This is a genomic window from Microbacterium lacus, assembly GCF_039531105.1.
GTDB classification, from domain to species: domain Bacteria; phylum Actinomycetota; class Actinomycetes; order Actinomycetales; family Microbacteriaceae; genus Microbacterium; species Microbacterium lacus.
The window spans coordinates 131,443-151,743 of the sequence record NZ_BAAAPK010000001.1 but is presented as its reverse complement, the minus strand read 5'-3'; the positions used below and the strand labels follow the sequence as shown (position 1 = coordinate 151,743).

The following is a 20,301-nucleotide window of genomic DNA, read 5'->3' as shown; positions in this document are numbered from 1 at the left end:
GACTGGAGAATTATGGTCAATCGAGTTCGGCGGCTGAGTCTCGCCACTGTCGCGCTCACGTCCGCGGCGCTAGTGATCGCGGGCTGCAGCAGCACCCCCGACGGCGGCGCCGCCGCAGAGGACAAGGTCATCACGTGGACCAACTACCAGGGCGGTGATGCCAACGCGAAGTACAAGGAAGTCATCGCCGCCTTCGAGAAGGCGAACCCGGGCTGGACCGTAGAGCAGCAAAACCTCGCGGGGGATGGGACTTACAGCAAAATCGTGACATCGCAGATTCAGGCGAACAAGGCGCCGGACCTCGTCGACGTGATGGTGGCCGACATCCCGGCGATGGTCGACGCTGGCATGCTGACCGACCTTTCTGATGAGAGCTGGGCCGCGCGTCAGTTGCCGGCGGTCGAGAGCTACGCCGAATCGACGACGGGTGGCTCGACTTATGCACTGGTGACTGGCCTCGACGTCATCGGCGTCTACTACAACAAGGATCTCTTCAACGACGCCGGCGTGGAGGTTCCCACGGACTGGCCCTCGTTTGAAACGGCCGTGAAGACCTTCCGCTCCGACGGGATTACCCCTCTTGCACTCGGGGGCAAGGACGGATGGCCGATCAATGTCCAGATGCAGTTGATGGCCGCGAACCTGCTGGCGGGCACCGCGGAGCCCGATGAGCTCACGTCCGGCGAGACCCCGTACGTCGACTCGGTGGCGTGGAACGAGGTTCTCGACGACGCCATCGGGCTCGTCGCAGACCAGGCCTACGACCCCAACGTCCTAGGCATCGACTGGCCGACTAGCGCTGCGGATTTCGCGGCGGGCAAGTCGGCGATGTTGATCATGGGGTCCTTCGGCCTGCCGGCGATCCGTCAGGCCAACGAGGAGATGAACCTCGGAATGTTCGCGCTGCCGTACGGGGACTCCGGGTCGCCGCGCGCGGCGGTCGGATACGGCACGTTTATCGCTGTCCCCACCAATGCGACGCAGTCGGAAGGCGCCAAGAAGTTCCTCGACTTCCTGACGTCGGACGAGGAATATCCCTCCTTCCTGAAGGCAGCCGCGCAGTTCCCGTCGCTCGAGGGGGCACCCTTTGAGGCATTTGATGAGTCGGCCACGGAGATCGCGAAGACCGTGCAGTCCGACTCCTTCGAATACAACTCCAGCGGCGGCCTCAACAACGCGGCGGTCCAGGCGATCGCCTCGCAGCAGTTCCAGAGCCTCTTCAACGGGACGGGCTCACCGCGCTCGGTCCTGGAAGCATTCGACACCGCGATCGCACAGGCGAAGTAGGACGACTGCCTGGACACGCGCAACGCGGGCCGTCGCCGCTGGTTCGGCGACGGCCCGCGAGGCAGATGAGGTAAGAGGATGACAATCAGCGAGATCGAACGTGCACATGAGACGCTCAGCCGGCAGTCGGACCCGCGTCCACGCAGACGCGGATATCGCCGGGGCAACACGGCTCTCGCGTTGTTCATCCTGCCCGGTCTGGTCGTCTTTACGATCGTCGTGACGGTGCCGGTCATCCAGAATTTCTACTTCTCCTTCACCGACTGGAACGGCTTCTCCCCGAATCCGGACTTCGTCGGGCTCAAGAACTTCGCGTCGATGGCTGGCGACAGCGCGCTAGTCAACGCGGCAAAGAACACCCTCATCTTCACGCTAATCACCGCTCCGGTTCAGTTCTTCATAGCGCTGGCGCTCGCAGTGTCGCTCTCCGGCGCGGGAAGAGTGAAGCACTTCCTGCGAACGGTCGTCGTCCTTCCAATTGCCATTAGCGGGACGGTTCTCGGTTTTCTGGGAACTCTGATCTTCGACCCGGGCCGTGGGCTGCTCGTCGGAGCGTCGCATATCCCAGGACTCGCGTTTCTCGATCAGAACTGGCTCGGCGATCCGACCCTGGCGATGTTCTGTGTGGTCGCGATGTCAGTGTGGCAGTACGCAGGCCTCAACACCATCATCTTCATTGCGGCCATCGCGACCGTGCCGCAGGAACTCGGTGAGGCCGCGACGATCGATGGTGCGGGTCCGTGGCGCTCGTTCTGGAGCGTGACCTGGCCGATGCTCGCGCCGGCGGCGACCATCAACCTCGTCCTGAACGTGATCGGCGGGTTGAAGGTCTTTGATGTGATCTACGTGCTGACCAAGGGCGGGCCGGCGGGCGCCACGGAGAGCGTCGTCACCAGGGTGGCGACATCTTCATCCATCAACGGCGGTTATTCGGCGGCAACGAGCTTCGTCCTGACGGTTCTGATAACCCTGATCGCGTTCGTCCTTCTCGCGATCCTTCGTCGGCGGGAGTTCGCCGCATGACCGTAACGAAGAGCGGCCGGGCGGCCCTGTCCGCGCGGGCCACGTCAATCCTGAGGCTGCTACCCGCTTTGGTGTGGGCCATCGTGATCTTGATCCCGCTCGGGTACATGCTGATGATCTCCTTGTCCACGCGGGCGCACTACGCGCAGTCCCCCACCGTTCTCCAGTGGCCCCCCGTTCTCGATAACTACGTGTCCGCGTGGCAGCAGGGCAGTCTGCCGCAAGCCTTCGTCAACAACACCGTCGTGACGGCGGCTGCCGTGTTGCTTGTCGTGCTTTTAGGGTCCGCCGCAGCATACGGGATCATCCGTTGGCGCGGCCGACTCAAAGGGCCTGTGTACGGCTACTTCGCCCTCGGTCTCATCGTGCCCTTCCAGCTCGGACTTCCGATGCTGTTCCAGCTGTGGGCGCAGTGGGGCCTTGCCGATTCGCTCGTCGGAGTCACGATCGTCCACGTCGGGGCGGGACTGCCGTTCGCGGTCTTCGTCTTCAGCGGCTTCCTGCTCACGGTGCCGCGTGAACTCGAGGAGGCGGCGATGCTCGACGGCGCCAGCACGCTCCGGGTGTTTGTGAGCGTGGTGCTCCCTCTGCTCAAGCCGGCCACCGCGACCGTCGTGGTATTCACGGCGATCGGGGTATGGAACGACCTTCTGATCTCGCTGTTCTTCCTGCAGAGTCCCGGGAATCTGACGCTCTCGCGCACGGCTCTCGCATTCCAGAGCACTTACAACAGCGACGTCCCCTTGATATTTGCGGCAGCGATCTTGATCGTCATCCCCGTTGTGCTGGTTTTCGTGATCCTGCAACGGAGCATCCTCTCCGGACTGACTCAAGGCGCCCTACGCGGATGACCCCGCGCCGTCGCCGCCGCCGTCGACGAGCTCGGCTCGACGGGTGTGCGGGTTCTCCCGTACCTCTGACAACGAACGAAAGGTTGAATCATCCATGCACGACTCGAACCCTGCTCCGCGCCCAAAGGTCCTCGCCTACTACTTCCCGGACTGGCACGTTGACCCCAGGAACGAACAGTGGTTCGGCCCAGGCTGGACCGAGTGGGAGTTGGTGAAGGCGGCTGGACCGCGATTTGATGGGCACAGCCTCCCCCGAGTGCCCCGGGACGGCTACGTTGATGAAGCGGACCCGGAGGTCGCGGCGAAGCAGATCGATCTCGCGCGCCGCAACGGCATCGACGGATTCCTCGTCGACTACTACTGGTACGACGACGGCGGCTATCTGAATCGCGCCCTCGACGACGGTCTGCTCGGGGCCGCGAACACGCAGGACATGACCTTCGCGCTCATGTGGGCCAACCACGAGCTCGTCGACATCTTTCCCCTCAGCGAGCCTCGACCCGAAGCCGTTCGACAGCTCAAAGCGGGCTCCATCGATCGCCCCGCTTTCGAGCGGATGGCGAAGCACGTCATCGAGCACTACTTCTCGCGTGACAACTATCTGAAGGTCGACGGCAAGCCCTGGTTCTCGGTTTACGAGGTCGGCGGCCTAATCAAGGGCCTTGGAGGAGTGAAACAGACGGCCGATGCTTTGCGGTGGTTCCGGGAGCAGACGGTCCTCGCCGGCCACCCCGGGCTTCACTTAGACATCGTCGTATGGGGCTTCGCCGTGCTGCCAACGGGCATCGCCGTGCCGGATCCGGGAGAGCTCATCGATCGACTGGGATTCGAGTCGGCGACGTCCTATGTCTGGGTGCACCACGTTGATATCGCGTCGTTCGACTTCCCCAGGGCGAGCGTTCCCGCACTACGCCAAGCCGTGTTCGCTGAGTACGAGAAGTACGCGCAGTTCAAGATCCCGTTCTACCCCAACGTCACCGTTGGATGGGATTCATCCGCACGCACCGATCAGGCGCGATCGTTTGAGCGCGGGCGCTACCCCTGGTTCCCCATCTGGGAGATCGATCCCGACGAGTTCAGGAAGGGCCTGGAGGCGGCGCGGGACTTCCTATCCCGTCACCAGCCGGAATTCCCCGTCGTGACCATCAACGCGTGGAACGAGTGGACCGAAGGGTCGTACCTGTTGCCCGACACGCAGCACGGTGATGCGGTCATCCGGTCGGTCCTCGGGGTGTTCGGCCCGATTGAATCGCATTCGCATGAGCCCCGCGACGCGGGAGAGCGCGCGTGACGTCCGTCAAATGGACGACTCTCTGGCCGGGTCTCGGCGATGAGGGAGAGTGGTCCCACTCTGGCGTGGGCGTCTTGCGGGATGGCCGCGTGGTGTTCGCGCCGCCGGGCCGGAACGGACTGGTCCTGCTGGATGCCGAGAGCGGCGCCTGGACGACGAGGTCTGCACCGGTGTACCTGAGCCACGGCATTGAGGTGGCCACGCGGGGTGGAAACGAGGGGGTCTGGCTCGCCGACCCGGGAGACTCAGAAGCCCACGGCGAGGTGGTGTGGCTGGATCTGGGTTCGGGCGCATCAGAGCGCCTCCCGAGGCCGTCCGAGCGGTGGAGGCCCACGGCCACCGCGACGGTGCGCCGCGGAAACCACGCGGGCGACGTATGGGTCGCCGACGGGTACGGGGAGAGCATCGTGTACCGCTTCGACGACGACAGACGCTGGATCGGTTTCGACGGCTCCCACTCAGGTCAGCAGTTCTCCTGCCCCCACGGCGTGGCGATCGACACCCGAGGCGAGGACGATGTGGTCGTCGTCGCCGACAGGTCGAACCGTCGGCTGGTCTTCCTCGATCTGGACGGAGAGTTCATCCGAGCAGTCGCAGACGACGCGATGACGAGCCCGAGCTCCATCGCCGTACGAGGAGACGAGCTCATCGTCACGGACCTCTTTGGTGCGATCCTCGCGGTCGGGATGGATGACCAGGTGCGACGGATTCTTGGAGACGGGAGGCGCGACCGCTCCGAAGGTTGGCCCAACGCGGTGCGGGAGTCTGTCGACGTGCGGCCGCCACTGGTCGACGGCGTGCTTAACAGCCCTCACGGTGTCGTTATCGGCGCGCGAGGCGAGATCTATCTCACCGAATGGGTACTGGGGGGTCGACAGGTCCGGCTCGAGGCCGATCGCAACTCGCGTGACAGAGGAAGGATTCGATGACTCACCGAAACCGGCCGCCCGTCGCCGACGTCGAGATGCTGATAGAGCGCAGCAAGGACATCCGGATCGCGGTGCTAGACATGCTGGCAACCGCGGGGACGGGGCACACCGCGGGACCGCTCGGGATGGCCGAGATCATGGCCGTCCTGTACTTCCACGAATTGCGCCACGACTCGACCGATCCGGAATGGCCAGACCGAGACGTCTTCTTCCTCAGCAACGGTCACACAGCCCCCGTCCTGTACGCGTCGCTCGCGATCGCCGGATACTTTCCGACTGCGGAGCTGTCGACTCTTCGGCGACTCGGCTCGCGCCTTCAGGGACATCCCGAACGGACCGCTCTGCCCGGCCTTGAGAGCACGAGCGGTCCTCTAGGAAGCGGGCTGTCCCAGGCGGCCGGATACGCATACACGGTTCAGCGGCTGGATCGCACCCGTCATCGTTTCGTCTACGTGTGCATGGGTGACGGGGAACTAAACGAGGGCAACATCTGGGAAGCAGCAATGTTCGCGAGCAAGTACCAGCTCGGCAGACTGATCGCGATAGTGGACCGCAACTACATCCAGATCGATGGTGCCACCGAGGACGTGATGCCGCTAGCCGATCTGCGCGGCAAATGGGAGTCCTTCGGTTGGGACGTTTGGGAGGTGAACGGGCACAGCGTCCGCGACCTCGTCAACGCGTTAGACACGGCCAGAGCGGTGTCGGACCGGCCGAGCGTGATCATCGCTCATACGGTTCCCGGTAAGGGCGTACCCGAGATGGAGTACGACCATCTGTGGCACGGCAAACCGCCGACACGGGAGCAGGCGGATCGATCGATCGCCGGGCTGATGCGAGAGGGCGGCGATGCACGCTAAGGAAAAGGGCACGTCGTACGAAATGGAGCCCATCCGCGTCGGATTCGGTCGCGGGCTCGTCGAGGCCGGTCGTCGTGACTCGCGTGTCGTGGCGCTGTGCGCAGACCTCACGGAGAGCACACAGATGCATCTCTTCCGTGAGGAGTTCCCCGATCGCTTCATCGAGGTGGGGATCGCGGAGCAGAACCTCGTCACCGTTGCGAGCGGGATGGCGCACGCCGGACGGATTCCCTTTACGAGCAGCTACGCGGCATTCAGTCCCGGACGCAACTGGGAGCAGATCAAGACAACGGCCGCCCTTAACGATCGCCCCGTGATCGTGGTGGGGTCTCACGCCGGGCTCAACGTCGGCCCCGACGGGGCCACCCACCAGATGCTCGAGGACATCGCGCTAATGCGGGTGCTCCCCAACATGATCGTCATCGCGCCCGCCGATAGCCACGAAGCGGAGCAGGCCACGATCGCCCTGGCGGCTGCGGAAAAGCCGGCGTATCTCCGCCTCGCACGGGACGCGACTCCCGTCTTCACCACCGCCGACGAACCGTTCCGCATCGGTGTCGCGCACATCCTTAAAAGAGGTGCGGATGTGACCCTCCTCGGAACAGGCACCATGACTTATGAGCTGCTGCGATGCGCCGAGGTTCTCCACACCGCCGGGATTGCAGCCGAAGTCGTCCACGTCCCCACCATCAAGCCTCTCGACACGGAGACGATTCTCTCTAGCGTGGGCAGAACTGGGCTCGCAGTGACCGCCGAGGAGGCGCAGATCGCCGGAGGTTTCGGCAGTGCCGTCACCGAACTCGTGAGCTCGCACGCAGCGGTGCCCGTCCTGAGGCTCGGCGTGGATGACAGATACGGGGAGAGCGGTGCGCCCAGGCAGTTGCTGGAACACTTCGGCCTCACGGGATCCCAGCTCGCGGCGCAGATCGCAACCTTTGTGAGACGCGTCCGTCCGTGACGCATCCTCGCTCGTGCGGGTCACTGTCTGGGGGCGCAACACCCGTTCAACGTGCGACCGGCGTCGGGGCGGGCGCCGGTCGAGTTGCCTTCGAGTCCCAACGTGGGCTCCTCGTGCCGAAGCTCCGGATATTACGGTACGGATACGCCATGATCTCGTCGACCGTGCCGGCGTGGAGACTGCTGCCGACGTCGGCAGCAGTCGGGCAGCAGAGCCAAGCCAGAGTGCGATTATTTGTCGAGGTCCCGCGTCCATCATTCGAACTCGTCTACGGTCACCACTCCACCCTCACTGCGCCGGTCTTGTACGTGGCCACAGGATGCGCGAACGGCATCGGTCGTAGCTGATCCGCGTCGACCAGCTCTAGCGTCGGCAGACCACGCAGAAGAGCGCTGATCGCCTCCGTGATTGCGACGCGGGCGACCTGCTGCCCTGCGCAGCCGTGGATGCCGTATCCGAAGCCCAGATGCCCGTAGGCGTCGCGTTGAACGTCGAACGTGTCCGGACGGTCGAACCTCCGCGGATCGCGGTTCGCCGCGGGCAAGGCGACGGAGACCGACTCGCCCGCTCGCACTGTGAGCGAGTCATAGACCACGTCCTCCTTCGCCGTGCGGCTGAAGAGAGTAAGGAAGAGTGAACCGACGCGAACAAACTCTTCGACCGCCCGCACCATCCCCTCAGGGTTGGTGCGGAGCCACTCCCATTGGCTGCGGTCTTCCCGCAGAAGTGCGACCGTCGAGGTCGAGATGAGGTGCGCCACGGAGTCTCGGCCGGCGCTCAGCATGACGAGCGCGAGTCCCTCTTTCTCGTGGCGACTGAGGTCGGATGAGGCCAGGTCGCTCAGAACGTCCACTGATGGAGCCCCCCTTTTCTCCGCCAAGCGGGCGCGCGCGAAGTCGAACTTGTCCTGGAGTGTCGATGCGCCCACGAAGACATCGAAGTACTCGTCCTCACGGTCCGCCGGGACACCCATAACGAGGCAGTGGACACGCGCGGAGATAGGCTCCGAGTATGCAGCCGTCAGGTCGATGGGGCGAGCTTCTGCCTGCTGAAGCGAAGCGAGTTGCTCCTGCACAATCTCCTCGATCCGGGGGCGGTAGGAACGGGCAGCCTTCACGCTCAACCTTCCCGTGATGGCGCGTCGGAGCCGGGCATGGACGCTGCCGTCGTTGTCGAGCGGTCCTCCGACCCGGATGGACTCGGTCGCGTCAGCGTCAATGTTGGCGTGTGGTTCCCCCGACATGGGGAGCCTGGTGAACTCCCGCGTGAATCTTGGATCCCGGAGGATCTCCGTCGCCAGTTCGTGTCGGGTCACTATCCACCCAACGTGTCCGTCCGCGTACTCCAGCCGAGTCGCCGCGGACTCCTCGCGCCACGCCAAAAGCGTGGGGGATGGGCTCAACTGGGTGCCGTCCGTTGGCAATGTCTGTCCATGGAGGATGGGGCATCGTCCCGGCACGGCGGCGCAAGATGCAGTTGGATTGTCAATGTTCACGATGGGACCCGCTTCCTTGCGGCCTCGACGGCCATCCGTGCTCTGGCCTCGCGGAACTCGCGAGGCATGTTCCAGCCGATGAGGCCGACACTGCGGCTCGATCGGAAGTACTCCGCGACGAATCGGTCGCCGTCCAGGTCACCCGCAACGCGGATCATCGCGTCGGCATCGTGCGTGGCACCGACCGCCGTCACCCTAGTGCCGAACAATTCCGTCCACATCAATGGACTGGGAGAGGAAGGGGCGGGCTGACCAAGGATCGCCGCGGCAGCGGCGGCGGCCTGGCTAACGGCGGACGATTGAATCTCGGACCGCCAAGAGTTCCCCGTCTCGGGGTCGTGCCAGCGCGCGACGTCACCGACGGCGTAGATGTCGGCGGCGGCCCGCCCGCGCTCGTCGCAGGCTATCCCATCGCGCAGATCCAGTCCGGAGCCGACCAGCCACGACGTCTCTGGGCGGGCGCCAATCGCGGCGATGACGAGATCAGCGTCAACGACCCCACCGTCGCTCACCTCGACATAAGTGCTGTGCACCCGGTGCACGTTTACGTTCGTCCGTACGAGAATGCCGTTCTGCTCGAGAAGACGCCGGATCTTTGCATTGACCGGAGATCCCAAAGCGCGAATGCCAACCTCGGCGTTCCGAGTGATCAGCGTTGTGTAGTGACCCTGGTTGCGCACGGTGGCTGCCAGCTCGCAACCGAGTACGCCGCCGCCCACGACGGCCACCCGCGACTTGGAGCGGAGAGCTTGAAAGATACCGATCGCATCGTCCAGGGTGCGCAGCGTCCTCACCCGGCTTGCGCCGGGTACATCACCCAGCTCCCGCGCCCTGACCCCGGTGGCGATCACGAGCGTTCCATAGGAGGTCCACTCTTCGTCGAGACGGATGAGATGATCGTCGGCGTTGAGGGCCGTCGCCGTCCGGTTCGAAAGGAACGATATCTCGGACTGAGCTAGCCGGATTCGGTCGGTGAGAAATACGCTCTCGCCCGCACCTGCGAGCAGGCCCTTGGAAAGCGGCGGTCGATTATAGGGAAGGTGAGCCTCCCCGCTGACCAATGTGAGCGGTCCGTTGTATCCAAGGCTCCGTAAACTCTCCGCCGTACTGTAGCCGGCGATGCCCGCGCCGACCACGACAACGGATTCGGGCCAGCTCACGTCACGAGTCGACATCGATCGCACGCGCGGGACACAGAGCCGCTGCCCGCTTCACGTCCGCGTCCAACTTGCCGTCGGGCCGCTCCTGCAGTAGAACCACGATTCCGTTGTCGTCCTGGTTGAACACATCGCCCGCGACGAGAGCGCATTGACCCGCTCCAACACACGTCTCTCGCCGGACCGAAACACTAGTCATGAGATTCTCCCTCTTCTTTATTCACGCCATCCTTCCTATAAGCGTGCATCGGCGAGAATGGCGTGAATGGGCGAGAACATGGATATTTCGATCAACCCGAACGATCTCACGGGCGACCCGGACGCTGCCGCCGGTAGCCCCGCCGTCGTCGCGGCGAACTGGTATCAGTTCCGCCCCGGACAGCGGATCCCCGTGCCCCGAGTGGATGCTGTGTCGTTAATCTGGATACTCGAGGGCTCGGGCGAACTTCGGACGCGGACGACGCGGCACAAGATGACTGCAGGCATGGCAATGCGCGTTCCCTGGCGCAGCGCCATCGAGTATCGAGCGGACGCGTCCGCCCCCTTTCGGACCGGAGCAGTCCATATCGTGCCTTGGCACTCCAGCACTGCGGCCGTTACGACGGAGGTCGCGGTTGAGGGCCACGAGCTTTTCGGTTCCCCCTCGAGGCGCGGCATCGACGGGGAGCCACCCCTGCTCGTTGGGGTCACCAACCGAAGTGAGACGGGTAGACGACTGATCTCGATCGGCAGCTTCTGCGTGGAGCGCTTTCTCGGGGCGCCGATCGGTGATGATGTCACCCGGGCGCTTGGGGTACTGATGCTGGACGGGTTGGCGGCCTGGGACGACTCGAAGGATGACACAGAAGTGCCGCGCGGCATTGCCCGCATGGTGGACTTTGTCTCACGGAACATGGACCAGCCGCTCCGCGTCCAGGATGTGGCTCGTGCAGGTGGCGTCAGCGTCGCGACGGCGCAACGCCACTTCCGGCAGTGGGCGGGTGAATCCATAGTGGTGTGGCTTCGCAATCGCCGATTGCACGAGGCCGCCCGTCTTCTTCGCACCACCGGGATGCGCGTTAACGAAGTTGCGAAGTACGTGGGGTTCTCCGATCCGCTCTACTTCTCCCGAGTCTTCTCTGCTGCGTACGGCACCCCCCCGAGCCGCTACGCGGGCACCTTGTATACGCGTCCCGACGCCTCGGGCCATTGATCGGGCAAGCCCGAGCCAACATGTGCCTGACGATCGCCGGAAGCCACTCATCCCCTCCGGTGGCGACGCGGGCGCGAGGGGGGTGTTAGAGGCTGCTTCCGGTCTTTGCGGGACTGATCCTCGAGCGAGCGCTGCCTAAGGCTGCTTGATCGCGGCCAAGCTGAAGTCGCCGATGGAACGAGTGCTGTGCCGACCGAGTTGGTGCCGGACGCGGGAACGATTCGAGAACGGATGAACCGAGTTGGCCACTGGCGCCGCACCCGAGGTCGGTGAAGAGAGGGTTGCGGACACCGAGCACGACCAGTCGGACTGTGGAGTTGCGACTGACCCGGAGCTGGCGGGCCGCGTCGTTGCGCACGTAGTCCAGACTCTCGATCGCCTCGTTCGGCCTATGGACGGCATCCGCGAAGACCCTAACCAAGCGGGCGCGTAACCGGATGCTCGCGGTCAGCACTTGGACCCCTTTACCGTATCGAGTATGGTGAGTGAACCGGTTCATTTTTGCGAGGAGTACGACCGTGGCCACCCTCACGCACGACATCGAGGCGACACTCGCCGCGCAAGGCATCGAGCTCCCGTCGTGGGCGTTCGGCAACTCCGGAACCCGCTTCCGCGTGTGGACGACCGCCGGCACACCTCGCGATCCGTTCGAGAAGATCGCCGACGCCGCCGAGGTGAACCGGCTGACCGGACTCGCCCCGAGCGTCGCCCTCCACATCCCGTGGGACAAGGTGGCGGACTTCGGTGCACTCCGCCGGCACGCGGAAGAGCTCGGGGTGAAGCTCGGCACGATCAACTCCAACACGTTCCAGGATGAGGACTACAAGTTCGGCGCCCTGACTCATGAGGATGACCGCATCCGCCGCAAGGCGATCGACCACCACCTCGAATGCATCGACGTCATGGACGCCACGGGCTCGCGCGACCTGAAGATCTGGCTCGCCGAGGGCTCGAACTACCCGGGCCAGACGGACATGCGCGCGCGTCAGGACCGGCTGAACGACTCGCTGCGGACGATCTACGAGCGCCTGACGGGCGAGCAGCGACTCGTGCTGGAGTACAAGTTCTTCGAGCCGTCGTTCTACCACACGGACGTTCCCGACTGGGGAACCTCCTACGCGCAGGTGGCGACGCTCGGCGACCGGGCGATGGTGTGCCTGGACACCGGGCACCACGCGCCGGGGACGAACATCGAGTTCATCGTCATGCAGCTCCTCCGTCTCGGAAAGCTCGGGTCGTTCGACTTCAACTCACGCTTCTACGCCGACGACGACCTCATCGTCGGCGCCGCCGATCCGTTCCAGCTCTTCCGCATCATCGTCGAGGTCATCCGCGGCGGCGGGCTCAACAACCCCGACGTCGCGTTCATGCTCGACCAGTGCCACAACATCGAGGCGAAGATCCCGGGCCAGATCCGCTCGGTGCTGAACGTCCAGGAGATGACGGCGCGGGCTCTGCTGATCGACCAGCCGGCATTGGCCGCGGCCCAGTCCGCGAACGACGTGCTCGGCGCGCAGGCGGTGTTCATGGACGCGTTCTACACCGACGTGCGACTGGCTCTCGCCGAGTGGCGCGAGGGTCGCGGACTGCCCGCCGACCCGATGGCCGCGTATGCGGCATCCGGATATCAGCAGAAGATCGAGACCGAGCGCGTCGGCGGCGCGCAGGCCGGCTGGGGGGCCTGATGCAACGGGTCTGCTTTCACCTGGATCTCGAGCCTGCTCTCGTCGACGAGTACGTGGAGGCGCACCGCGCTGTCTGGCCGGACATGCTCAGGGCCATCCAACGAAGCGGCCGACGAAATTACTCGTTGTTCCTCGATCGTCGATCGAGCTCGGTGATCGGTTACTACGAGACCGATGACGACGTCGCTTCCACAGCTTCGCTGCGCAGGGATCCGATCGCCACCGAGTGGGAGCGCCGGTCTTTGCGTTTCTTTCGTGACGTCCGGACACGAGCCGACGAGGCGTCGCGTCCACTTCCAAGCATCTTCCATCTTGAGCAGCAGCTCGCACAAACGCAGGGACAAGAGTGAACACCACAGCAGCCGATCTAATTGCCCGGTCGAACCGCCTGGGAGCGGACCCGAAGAACACGAACTACGCCGGCGGCAACACGTCCGCCAAGGGCACCGAGATCGACCCGGTCACCGGTGAACCGGTCGAGCTGCTCTGGGTCAAGGGCTCCGGCGGCGACCTCGGCACACTCACCGAGGCGGGGCTCGCGGTGCTGCGCCTGGACCGCCTGCGCGCACTGGTGAACGTGTACCCGGGGGTGGAGCGCGAGGACGAGATGGTCCCGGCCTTCGACTACTGTCTGCACGGCAAGGGGGGTGCTGCCCCGTCGATCGACACGGCGATGCACGGCCTCGTGGATGCCGCGCACGTGGATCACCTGCATCCCGACTCCGGCATCGCGATCGCGACGGCCGCCGACGGCGAGGAGCTGACCGCGAAGGTCTTCGGCGACAAGGTGGTGTGGGTGCCGTGGCGTCGCCCGGGCTTCCAGCTCGGGCTGGACATCGCGGCGATCAAGGCCGCCCACCCGGCCGCGATCGGCTGCATCCTGGGCGGCCACGGCATCACCGCATGGGGCGACACGTCCGACGAGGCCGAGCGGAACTCCGCGTGGATCATCGACACCGCCGCGGAATACATCGAGAAGCACGGAAAGGCCGAGCCTTTCGGTGGAGTTCTGCCGGGCTTCGAGGCGTTGCCGGATGCCGAACGCCGAGCACGCGCCGCGGCCCTCGCCCCGACGATCCGCGGACTGGCCTCGACCGACAAGCCGATGGTCGGCCACTTCACCGACGACCCGCGCGTGCTGGAGTTCCTCGCGTCGGCGAACGCCCCTCGCCTGGCCGAACTGGGCACGTCATGCCCCGACCACTTCCTGCGGACCAAAGTCAAGCCGATGCTGCTCGACCTGCCCTCGGGTGCCTCCGTCGAGGAGCAGATCGCGCGCCTGAAGGAGCTGCACGAGGCCTACCGCGCCGACTATCAGGCGTACTACGACGCGCACGCAACCGCCGAGTCCCCGGCGATCCGCGGTGCCGACCCGCTCATCGTCCTCGTGCCGGGCGTCGGCATGTTCAGCTTCGGAGCGAACAAGCAGACCGCGCGCGTGGCGGGCGAGTTCTATCTCAACGCGATCAACGTGATGCGCGGCGCCGAGGCACTGTCGACCTACACGCCGATCTCGGACGCGGAGAAGTTCCGCATCGAGTACTGGGCGCTCGAAGAGGCGAAGCTGCAGCGGATGCCGAAGCCGAAGACGCACCAGGGGCGCATCGCGTTCGTCACGGGAGCGGCATCCGGAATCGGCAAGGCGATCGCGACGCGCCTCGCGGCCGAGGGCGCGTGCGTCGTCGTGGCCGACCTCGATCTCGAGAAGGCGCAGGCCGCCGCGGCCGAGCTCGGCGGAACGGATGTCGCGATCGGAGTCGCAGCGAACGTGGCGGATGCCGAGGGTGTGCAGGCCGCGATCGACGCGACGGTCCTGGCCTTCGGCGGCATCGACCTCGTCGTGAACAACGCCGGGCTGTCGCTCTCCAAGCCGCTGCTGGAGACGACCGAGAAGGACTGGGACCTGCAGCACGACGTGATGGCGAAGGGCTCGTTCCTCGTCTCGAAGGCCGCCGCGAAGGCGCTCATCGAGCAGGGCATGGGCGGCGACGTCATCTACATCTCGTCCAAGAACTCGGTCTTCGCCGGCCCGAACAACATCGCGTACTCGGCTACGAAGGCCGACCAGGCGCACCAGGTCCGCCTCCTCGCGGTCGAGCTCGGCGAGCACGGCGTCCGGGTGAACGGAATCAACCCCGACGGCGTCGTGCGCGGCTCCGGGATCTTCGCGTCGGGCTGGGGCGCGAACCGCGCGGCGACCTACGGCGTCGACGAGCAGGACCTCGGAAAGTTCTACGCTCAGCGCACGATCCTTAAGCGCGAAGTCGTGCCCGAGAACGTCGCCGACGCGGTCTACGTGCTGACCGGCCCCGAACTCACCCGCACCACCGGCCTGCACATCCCCGTGGACTCCGGCGTCGCCGCAGCATTCCTGCGATGACCGGCGGCGCTGTCGCCGCCGTCGACCTGGGCGCGACGAGCGGCCGGGTCATGATCGGGCGCGTCGGGAACGGCACGCTCGAGCTGGAGACCGTCGCGCGCTTCCCGAACGGACCCGTCGAGGGGCCGGTCGGCCTGCACTGGGACTTCACCGCTCTGTATCGCCATGTGGTCGAAGGGCTTCGCGAGGCGGTGCGTCGGGAGCCGGGCATCGCGAGCGTCGGCATCGACTCGTGGGCGGTCGACTACGGGCTCGTCAGCGCAGGCGAGCTGTGGGGCGAGCCGTTCCACTATCGAGACGAGCGCGGTCTGCGCGGTGTCGAGCGGGTGCACAACTCGGTGCCGTTCGCCGAGCTCTACGCGCGCAACGGCCTGCAGTTCCTGCCCTTCAACACGCTGTACCAGTACGTCACCGACACGCGTCTCGTCGATGCGGATGCCGCGCTCCTCATCCCGGATCTCGTCGCCTTCCTGCTCACCGGCGCGGTCGTCGCCGAGCGCACGAATGCGTCCACCACCGGGCTGCTGCGCGTGGACTCCGGGGTGTGGGACGAAGAGCTCGCCGAGCGCCTCGGGATCCCGGCATCCGCTCTGCCGCCGCTCGTCGACCCCGGCACCCGGATCGGGCCACTCCATGGCGCGGCGCGCGAGCGCGTCGGTGCGGCGCTGCCGGTGGTCGCCGTGGGCTCGCACGACACCGCGTCCGCCGTCGTCGCGGTGCCGATGGTGGACCCGGCGACCGCCGCGTACATCTCGTGCGGCACGTGGGGACTCGTCGGGGTCGAACTCGAGGAGCCCGTGCCGTCGGATGCCGCGCGGGAGGCGAACTTCACGAACGAGGCCGGCGTCGACGGCCGGGTGAGGTTCCTGCACAACGTGACCGGGCTCTGGCTCCTCAGCGAGACCGTGCGCACGTGGGAGGCGGAGGACGGGGCGCCGATCGCGCTCCCGGACCTGCTCGCCGAGGCGGCACTCGTCACCGGCGAGATCCCGCTGTTCGACGCGAACGACCCGCGCTTGTCCGCACCCGGGGACATGCCCGCGCGAGTCGCAGCGGTGCTCGCCGAGTCGGGGTCGGTCGTGCCCCTCGGTCGCGCCGGACTCGCCCGGACGATCGTGGAGAGCATCGCGCAGGCTTTCGCCGATGCGGTGCGCACGGCGGCCCGGCTGTCCGGTCGCGATCTCGGCACCATCCATCTCGTCGGCGGCGGATCCCTCAACGGCCTGCTCTGCCAGGCCACCGCGGACCGCTCGGGCCTGCCCGTGCTCGCGGGCCCGGTCGAGGCGACCGCGCTCGGGAACGTGCTCGTGCAGGCCCGCGCGCACGGCTGGCTGGGCGAGGGTGCTTCGCTCGCGACGATGCGCGCGCACGTCGCGCGGGCCTTCCCACCCGTCCGGTTCGAGCCTCTCGACTAGGCGCTGTCCAGGAAGGCAAGGTTGCGCTTCCGAGACAGTCGTCGCCGGAATTCGCTCGCGATGGAAGCCATGCGCGGATCACGTATCTGCGAGGGGCATCGATCCGATCACCCCACAATCTCCGTCTTGTGTAGTGGATTACCGCGTCATTGTTCATGCTCGTCGGCCCCGGTGGTTGGGCGGCTCAAATCAGTAGCCGAGCTTTTTACAGCGCGGTCGGCAACTTCCGGAAAAGAAGCGCTGCCGCGGGGGTTCACGCGAAAGGCTCGCGTTCCGGTCGGAGTAGCGTCTCGCGATCGTGTCGTTCACCCCCATGCGTCCAACGCGACTGCTTGACTCAATGATGAGACCATGTCCACTGGTCTTGACGCTGGATGTAGGCGAGGGCCTTGCGGACGATCAGGCGAGAGCCACACGTGGCGGGGTTGTGGAACGATTTGCTCAAGCGGATGGTGAGACCGCGTTGGCCCATACCCAGCACTTCATAGGCACCTCTTGAACGGTGAACTGGATTCCACACCTGCGTCTGACAGGCCTCCCCAGACGAACAGAGAGGCGGGGCGGGAGTACAGTGACTCTCGCCCCGCCCTGTTGGTCAGGTCAGCGGGCGACTGTTGCTCCGGCGTTCCAGGCCGGTGTTGCTACTGGCCCCGTGGCGGATATGTCCGCTGCGGGGCCGTTAGCTTTTGGGGCGCGGGCAAGGTCGACGCTGACGAACTTCAGGGAAGCTCCGACGTTGTCCGCGACGATGTCGCGGGTCTCCCGGCTCTGCCCGGTCTCCTTGTCGATGTAGGTGCCGAATCGGAGGTCGCCGGCGACGAGGACGGCGTCGCCCTTCTTGAGTGAGTCGGCCACGTGCCGGGACTGCTGATTGAAAACCACGACGCGGTGGAAGACGGTGCCGGCGTCCTCCCACCGGTTGGTGGTCTCGTTGAGGCGGCGGTCGTTGACGGCGACGGTGAACCGGGCGTATTCGTTGCCGGATTCGGAGGCGCCGTGTTCGGGGTCGCCGGTGAGGTTGCCCTCGATGGTGACCGGGATTCTGGTGGTCATTGTTCTTCCTTTCGATGGTGAGACACCGGGGTGTCTCGGTGGGCGTGGGCCTGGGTGGTCCACACGTCCCAGTCCTGCTCGTCAACGGGTTGTTGCGGGCGGGAGATGTGTTCGTGGTGGCCGTTGCTGCATCCGCCGGCGTAGGCGCGATTCAGACGGGGGAGGGCGAGCGAGAGGCGTTCGTGCCAGCCGATGGGTCCAAAGCCGGCGTCGCTGGAATCAAACGCGGCGGTGTGCGCGGTGTGCAGGGCGGAGAGCTCTTCCACGAGCTGCCCGTGCTTGTACCAGCAGCGGGGCACGGTGGATTCGGGGATGCGGTAACGGTCGGTGAACCATTCGACCCAGTCTCGGAGTGTGTCCCACGCGGTCCGGGCGTCGGCGTCGCGGAGGGTGCGCCAGTCAACGATGGTGGCGCCGATCGGGGCGGAGGTACCGTACCTGTCCGCGGGGGCGAACGCGGTCATCTCGCCCGCGATCTGCGCTTCGACGTCGTCCGCTTCATCACTCGTGGTCATGAGGCGTCTCCGGTGGTGAGTTTGCCCCGGAGTCGTTGCAGGGCGAGGTGACTGGCGGCTCTCCGGTTGCGGTTCTTCGACAGGACGAAGTCGCGGTCGATCAGCCGGTGCAGGAGCTCGTGACAGTACGGGTGCATGGGGACCAGGTCGTCGTGAACCTCGACAGCCCGCCAGGTACCGTCCTGCAAGATGACACCGGAGTAGTCCAGATGGTGCAGCTCGAGCTCGCGTTTGTCGGCGGGGCGGGCGCACCCGGCGCATTCCAGGGAACGGCCGGTGGCGTGTTCTTCGCGGAACCACCGGTCGCGGCGGGCGAACCACACCTTCGTGTGCAGAAACTCACCCCGGTACACGTTCACCAGCCCGGGCCGGCGTCGATTGGTCACCCGTCCTCACCTCCCGGAACGGAGTCGGGTCGCGTGGCGGTGCGGGTGCGGGGGTGGAGGGTGTCGGTGAAGACGGTGTGCTGTTCCGCTTCGGTCGCGCGTTTGCCGGTGGCGATGTGACGGGCATCGGCGCGTTCGTCCCACCCAGCGAGGTCCAGAAGCACGCCGCGACGGTTCCGGTAGGCGAGGAGCCCGAGATCTTGCGGCATGCGGCGGATCTCGTCGACCGACATCAGCGGGCGGCGTTCGTGCTGTTCGCTGGTGTTGTGCCCTGCCTGGTGGGCGGACCAGGAGCGTTGGGTGCGGTGGGTGTCGCGGGTGCCGAGTAGCGTCTCGATGTCGCGGAGATGGTCGACGTGGCTCGCGCCGCCGAGAAGCACTTTGGCGGTCGCGGCCGCCCAGATCGTGTCCGCTTCCGCACGTGACCAGGCGGTCTCTGCTTGGGAGAGGGCTTGCAGGACAACAAAGGTGCAGATCCCACGTCCGCCGCCGTCGGCCATGATGCGGGGCAGGTTCCCCCACCGGAACATGTTGACGATTTCGTCCAGGATCAGCCCGAGCGGGTGGGTGAGTCGGGAGCCGGGGGTGGCGAGCGCGCGGGTGCGGGCCACCTCGACGATGTCATCAAGTAGGGCGCTCAGCCACCCGCCCATCGCCGCCGCCCCGGAAGATGACCCGATCAGGTAGAGGGTGTTCGCGGCGTCCAGGAACTCTTCCGGGTCGAAGACGAGGTCTCCGGGGCCGGGCAGGAGGGCGTCGCGGATCTGCGGGACAGCGAGGGGGGCGACGGCGCCTTGCACGCCGAACCAGATGGAGGAGACGAGTTTGTCATCGCCGGCGAGGACGGCTTCGAGGTTGTCTCCCCACCCGGGAGCGCCGGCGCCGCGGAGGATGTCGACGGCGTCACGGGCTTGCCCGGGGCTGGTGCCCCAGTTGTACACCTCTCCGATGCTCATGCCTCCGACGGCGGCGGCGTGCAGCAGCCGGCCGAGGACGACACCGGAGGCTTGCGCCCATTCCCCGTTTGTGGTCGACGCACCGAGGGCGGTGCCGGTGATGATCGCGGAGCCGCGTTGCATTGCCACCAGCGGGTCGTCGCATCCGGTGATCGGGTTGACGCGGAGGGGGTGGCGGATGCCGGAGAGGCGTTGCGGGTCGAAGACGTGCACGTCACCGCGGCGCTGCCGCATCCGCAGGGTGGCGGTGAGATTATCGTTAGTGGTGGAGGTAGTGATCAGGGGGCCGGACCAGTCCACGATCGCGGAGATCAGCACCCGGTATCCCTTCCCGGACCGGGGTGGCCCTTCGAGGGCGACCGAGTCTTCGATCGACACGTACACGTCCGTCCCTCGCGACCGCCCGACCCGCCACCCGACATCAGACGGGGCAGGGTGGGTCAGGTCCGGCCGCAGCTGCCGGGCACGCCGGAGGACGGCTTTGCCGGAGAGATGCTCCCGGATCTCCCCGACCCCGGCAAACCCGGGACGGGTGCGGAGGTCAGCGATGAAGGACCGGTCCGACTGCCGGTACCGCCGCACCGCCACCACCACCCACACCACCGCACCGGCAACGAGCAGCAGTGCGACCAGATCCGCGACCCGGATCAGCGTCACCTGGAACCCGCACCCGTCGGGTGCGGTGTAGGCGGCCGGGTCGCCGGTGGCGGCGAGCCACAGCCCGGAGAACAGGTTCACCGCGTCCGGTCGGGTCCCACAGACCAGGAGCGTGACGGCGTCGGTGAGAAGCCCGAACAGTAGGGATAGCACCACCGCCGCCGCGATCCCGACGGCAACCGCCTTCCCGAGCATCCCCTGGTTCATGGCG

General features: G+C 66.1%; 19 protein-coding genes. 12 read left to right on the top strand and 7 right to left on the bottom strand.

Annotation, left to right across the window (positions count from 1 at the left end; all coding sequences use genetic code 11):
- Positions 1–12: 12 nt before the first annotated feature.
- The 7 genes from ABD197_RS00710 (at position 13) to ABD197_RS00680 (ending at position 7,199) form a co-directional block, all read left to right on the top strand.
- A complete protein-coding gene (locus ABD197_RS00710) occupies positions 13–1,287 on the top strand; it encodes an ABC transporter substrate-binding protein (protein ID WP_344050585.1) in 1,275 nt (424 codons plus the stop codon).
- Positions 1,288–1,365: 78 nt separating this feature from the next.
- Positions 1,366–2,310 carry a carbohydrate ABC transporter permease gene (locus ABD197_RS00705; protein ID WP_344050583.1) on the top strand — a complete coding sequence of 315 codons (945 nt, stop codon included), beginning with the start codon at positions 1,366–1,368 and terminating at the stop codon, positions 2,308–2,310.
- Positions 2,307–3,161, top strand: a complete 855-nt coding sequence (locus ABD197_RS00700) for a carbohydrate ABC transporter permease (RefSeq protein ID WP_344050581.1) — start codon at positions 2,307–2,309, stop codon at positions 3,159–3,161. Before ABD197_RS00705 ends, ABD197_RS00700 begins: the two co-directional genes overlap by 4 nt.
- A gap of 94 nt (positions 3,162–3,255) precedes the next feature.
- Positions 3,256–4,452: a glycoside hydrolase family 99-like domain-containing protein gene (locus tag ABD197_RS00695; protein WP_344050579.1), complete on the top strand. Its 1,197-nt coding sequence runs from the start codon at positions 3,256–3,258 to the stop codon at positions 4,450–4,452.
- 170 nt (positions 4,453–4,622) lie between these two features.
- A complete protein-coding gene (locus ABD197_RS00690) occupies positions 4,623–5,381 on the top strand; it encodes an NHL repeat-containing protein (RefSeq protein WP_344050577.1) in 759 nt (252 codons plus the stop codon).
- Positions 5,378–6,241, top strand: coding sequence for a transketolase (locus tag ABD197_RS00685; protein ID WP_344050575.1), 864 nt, complete (start codon positions 5,378–5,380; stop codon positions 6,239–6,241). The genes ABD197_RS00690 and ABD197_RS00685 overlap by 4 nt, the downstream gene beginning before the upstream one ends.
- Positions 6,231–7,199: a transketolase family protein gene (locus tag ABD197_RS00680; protein WP_344050573.1), complete on the top strand. Its 969-nt coding sequence runs from the start codon at positions 6,231–6,233 to the stop codon at positions 7,197–7,199. Before ABD197_RS00685 ends, ABD197_RS00680 begins: the two co-directional genes overlap by 11 nt.
- 274 nt (positions 7,200–7,473) lie before the next feature.
- Here the strand turns inward: ABD197_RS00680 and ABD197_RS00675 are convergent, their stop codons facing one another.
- The 3 genes from ABD197_RS00675 to ABD197_RS00665 all read right to left on the bottom strand — a co-directional run bounded on the left by ABD197_RS00675 (position 7,474) and on the right by ABD197_RS00665 (position 10,050).
- Positions 7,474–8,514: a cytochrome P450 gene (locus ABD197_RS00675; protein ID WP_344050571.1), complete on the bottom strand. Its 1,041-nt coding sequence runs from the start codon at positions 8,512–8,514 to the stop codon at positions 7,474–7,476.
- 176 nt (positions 8,515–8,690) lie between these two features.
- Positions 8,691–9,854 (bottom strand): NAD(P)/FAD-dependent oxidoreductase, encoded by a 1,164-nt coding sequence (locus ABD197_RS00670; RefSeq protein ID WP_344050569.1) that lies wholly within the window; start codon positions 9,852–9,854, stop codon positions 8,691–8,693.
- 1 nt (position 9,855) lies between these two features.
- Positions 9,856–10,050 carry a ferredoxin gene (locus ABD197_RS00665; protein WP_344050567.1) on the bottom strand — a complete coding sequence of 65 codons (195 nt, stop codon included), beginning with the start codon at positions 10,048–10,050 and terminating at the stop codon, positions 9,856–9,858.
- A 66-nt stretch (positions 10,051–10,116) separates the two neighbouring features.
- On the opposite strand from ABD197_RS00665, the gene ABD197_RS00660 reads away from it, so the two are divergent.
- From ABD197_RS00660 to ABD197_RS00640, 5 genes are all read left to right on the top strand, one after another.
- Complete coding sequence (locus ABD197_RS00660) at positions 10,117–11,043, top strand: helix-turn-helix domain-containing protein (protein ID WP_344050565.1); 927 nt, start codon at positions 10,117–10,119, stop codon at positions 11,041–11,043.
- A 518-nt stretch (positions 11,044–11,561) separates the two neighbouring features.
- Positions 11,562–12,728: an L-rhamnose isomerase gene (rhaI, locus tag ABD197_RS00655; RefSeq protein ID WP_344050563.1), complete on the top strand. Its 1,167-nt coding sequence runs from the start codon at positions 11,562–11,564 to the stop codon at positions 12,726–12,728.
- Positions 12,728–13,078 (top strand): L-rhamnose mutarotase, encoded by a 351-nt coding sequence (locus ABD197_RS00650; protein ID WP_344050561.1) that lies wholly within the window; start codon positions 12,728–12,730, stop codon positions 13,076–13,078. The genes rhaI and ABD197_RS00650 overlap by 1 nt, the downstream gene beginning before the upstream one ends.
- Entirely contained in the window at positions 13,075–15,108 is a 2,034-nt protein-coding gene (locus tag ABD197_RS00645; RefSeq protein ID WP_344050559.1) for a bifunctional aldolase/short-chain dehydrogenase, read from the top strand. Before ABD197_RS00650 ends, ABD197_RS00645 begins: the two co-directional genes overlap by 4 nt.
- Complete coding sequence (locus ABD197_RS00640) at positions 15,105–16,523, top strand: rhamnulokinase (protein WP_344050557.1); 1,419 nt, start codon at positions 15,105–15,107, stop codon at positions 16,521–16,523. Before ABD197_RS00645 ends, ABD197_RS00640 begins: the two co-directional genes overlap by 4 nt.
- 600 nt (positions 16,524–17,123) lie before the next feature.
- On the opposite strand, the gene ABD197_RS00635 is transcribed toward ABD197_RS00640, so the two are convergent.
- The 4 genes from ABD197_RS00635 to ABD197_RS00620 are packed head-to-tail and all read right to left on the bottom strand — an operon-like array spanning position 17,124 to position 20,297.
- Entirely contained in the window at positions 17,124–17,576 is a 453-nt protein-coding gene (locus tag ABD197_RS00635) for a single-stranded DNA-binding protein (protein WP_344050556.1), read from the bottom strand.
- Positions 17,573–18,091 (bottom strand): hypothetical protein, encoded by a 519-nt coding sequence (locus tag ABD197_RS00630; RefSeq protein ID WP_344050554.1) that lies wholly within the window; start codon positions 18,089–18,091, stop codon positions 17,573–17,575. The genes ABD197_RS00635 and ABD197_RS00630 overlap by 4 nt, the downstream gene beginning before the upstream one ends.
- Positions 18,088–18,477, bottom strand: coding sequence for a hypothetical protein (locus ABD197_RS00625; RefSeq protein ID WP_344050553.1), 390 nt, complete (start codon positions 18,475–18,477; stop codon positions 18,088–18,090). Before ABD197_RS00625 ends, ABD197_RS00630 begins: the two co-directional genes overlap by 4 nt.
- The gene (locus ABD197_RS00620) at positions 18,474–20,297 is read right to left on the bottom strand and encodes a type IV secretory system conjugative DNA transfer family protein (protein WP_344050551.1); all 1,824 of its coding nucleotides are present in this window, start codon (positions 20,295–20,297) and stop codon (positions 18,474–18,476) included. Before ABD197_RS00620 ends, ABD197_RS00625 begins: the two co-directional genes overlap by 4 nt.
- Between the last annotated feature and the right edge of the window lie 4 nt (positions 20,298–20,301).

What these genes read in the sequence shown, in the direction of transcription:
- ABD197_RS00710 (WP_344050585.1), top strand. Translation starts at nt 13, where the DNA reads ATGGTCAATCGAGTTCGGCGGCTGAGTCTCGCCACTGTCGCGCTCACG.
- ABD197_RS00705 (WP_344050583.1), top strand. Translation starts at nt 1,366, where the DNA reads ATGACAATCAGCGAGATCGAACGTGCACATGAGACGCTCAGCCGGCAG.
- ABD197_RS00700 (WP_344050581.1), top strand. Translation starts at nt 2,307, where the DNA reads ATGACCGTAACGAAGAGCGGCCGGGCGGCCCTGTCCGCGCGGGCCACG.
- ABD197_RS00695 (WP_344050579.1), top strand. Translation starts at nt 3,256, where the DNA reads ATGCACGACTCGAACCCTGCTCCGCGCCCAAAGGTCCTCGCCTACTAC.
- ABD197_RS00685 (WP_344050575.1), top strand. Translation starts at nt 5,378, where the DNA reads ATGACTCACCGAAACCGGCCGCCCGTCGCCGACGTCGAGATGCTGATA.
- ABD197_RS00680 (WP_344050573.1), top strand. Translation starts at nt 6,231, where the DNA reads ATGCACGCTAAGGAAAAGGGCACGTCGTACGAAATGGAGCCCATCCGC.
- ABD197_RS00665 (WP_344050567.1), bottom strand. Translation starts at nt 10,050, where the DNA reads ATGACTAGTGTTTCGGTCCGGCGAGAGACGTGTGTTGGAGCGGGTCAA.
- ABD197_RS00660 (WP_344050565.1), top strand. Translation starts at nt 10,117, where the DNA reads ATGGGCGAGAACATGGATATTTCGATCAACCCGAACGATCTCACGGGC.
- ABD197_RS00650 (WP_344050561.1), top strand. Translation starts at nt 12,728, where the DNA reads ATGCAACGGGTCTGCTTTCACCTGGATCTCGAGCCTGCTCTCGTCGAC.
- ABD197_RS00640 (WP_344050557.1), top strand. Translation starts at nt 15,105, where the DNA reads ATGACCGGCGGCGCTGTCGCCGCCGTCGACCTGGGCGCGACGAGCGGC.
- ABD197_RS00635 (WP_344050556.1), bottom strand. Translation starts at nt 17,576, where the DNA reads ATGACCACCAGAATCCCGGTCACCATCGAGGGCAACCTCACCGGCGAC.
- ABD197_RS00630 (WP_344050554.1), bottom strand. Translation starts at nt 18,091, where the DNA reads ATGACCACGAGTGATGAAGCGGACGACGTCGAAGCGCAGATCGCGGGC.
- ABD197_RS00620 (WP_344050551.1), bottom strand. Translation starts at nt 20,297, where the DNA reads ATGAACCAGGGGATGCTCGGGAAGGCGGTTGCCGTCGGGATCGCGGCG.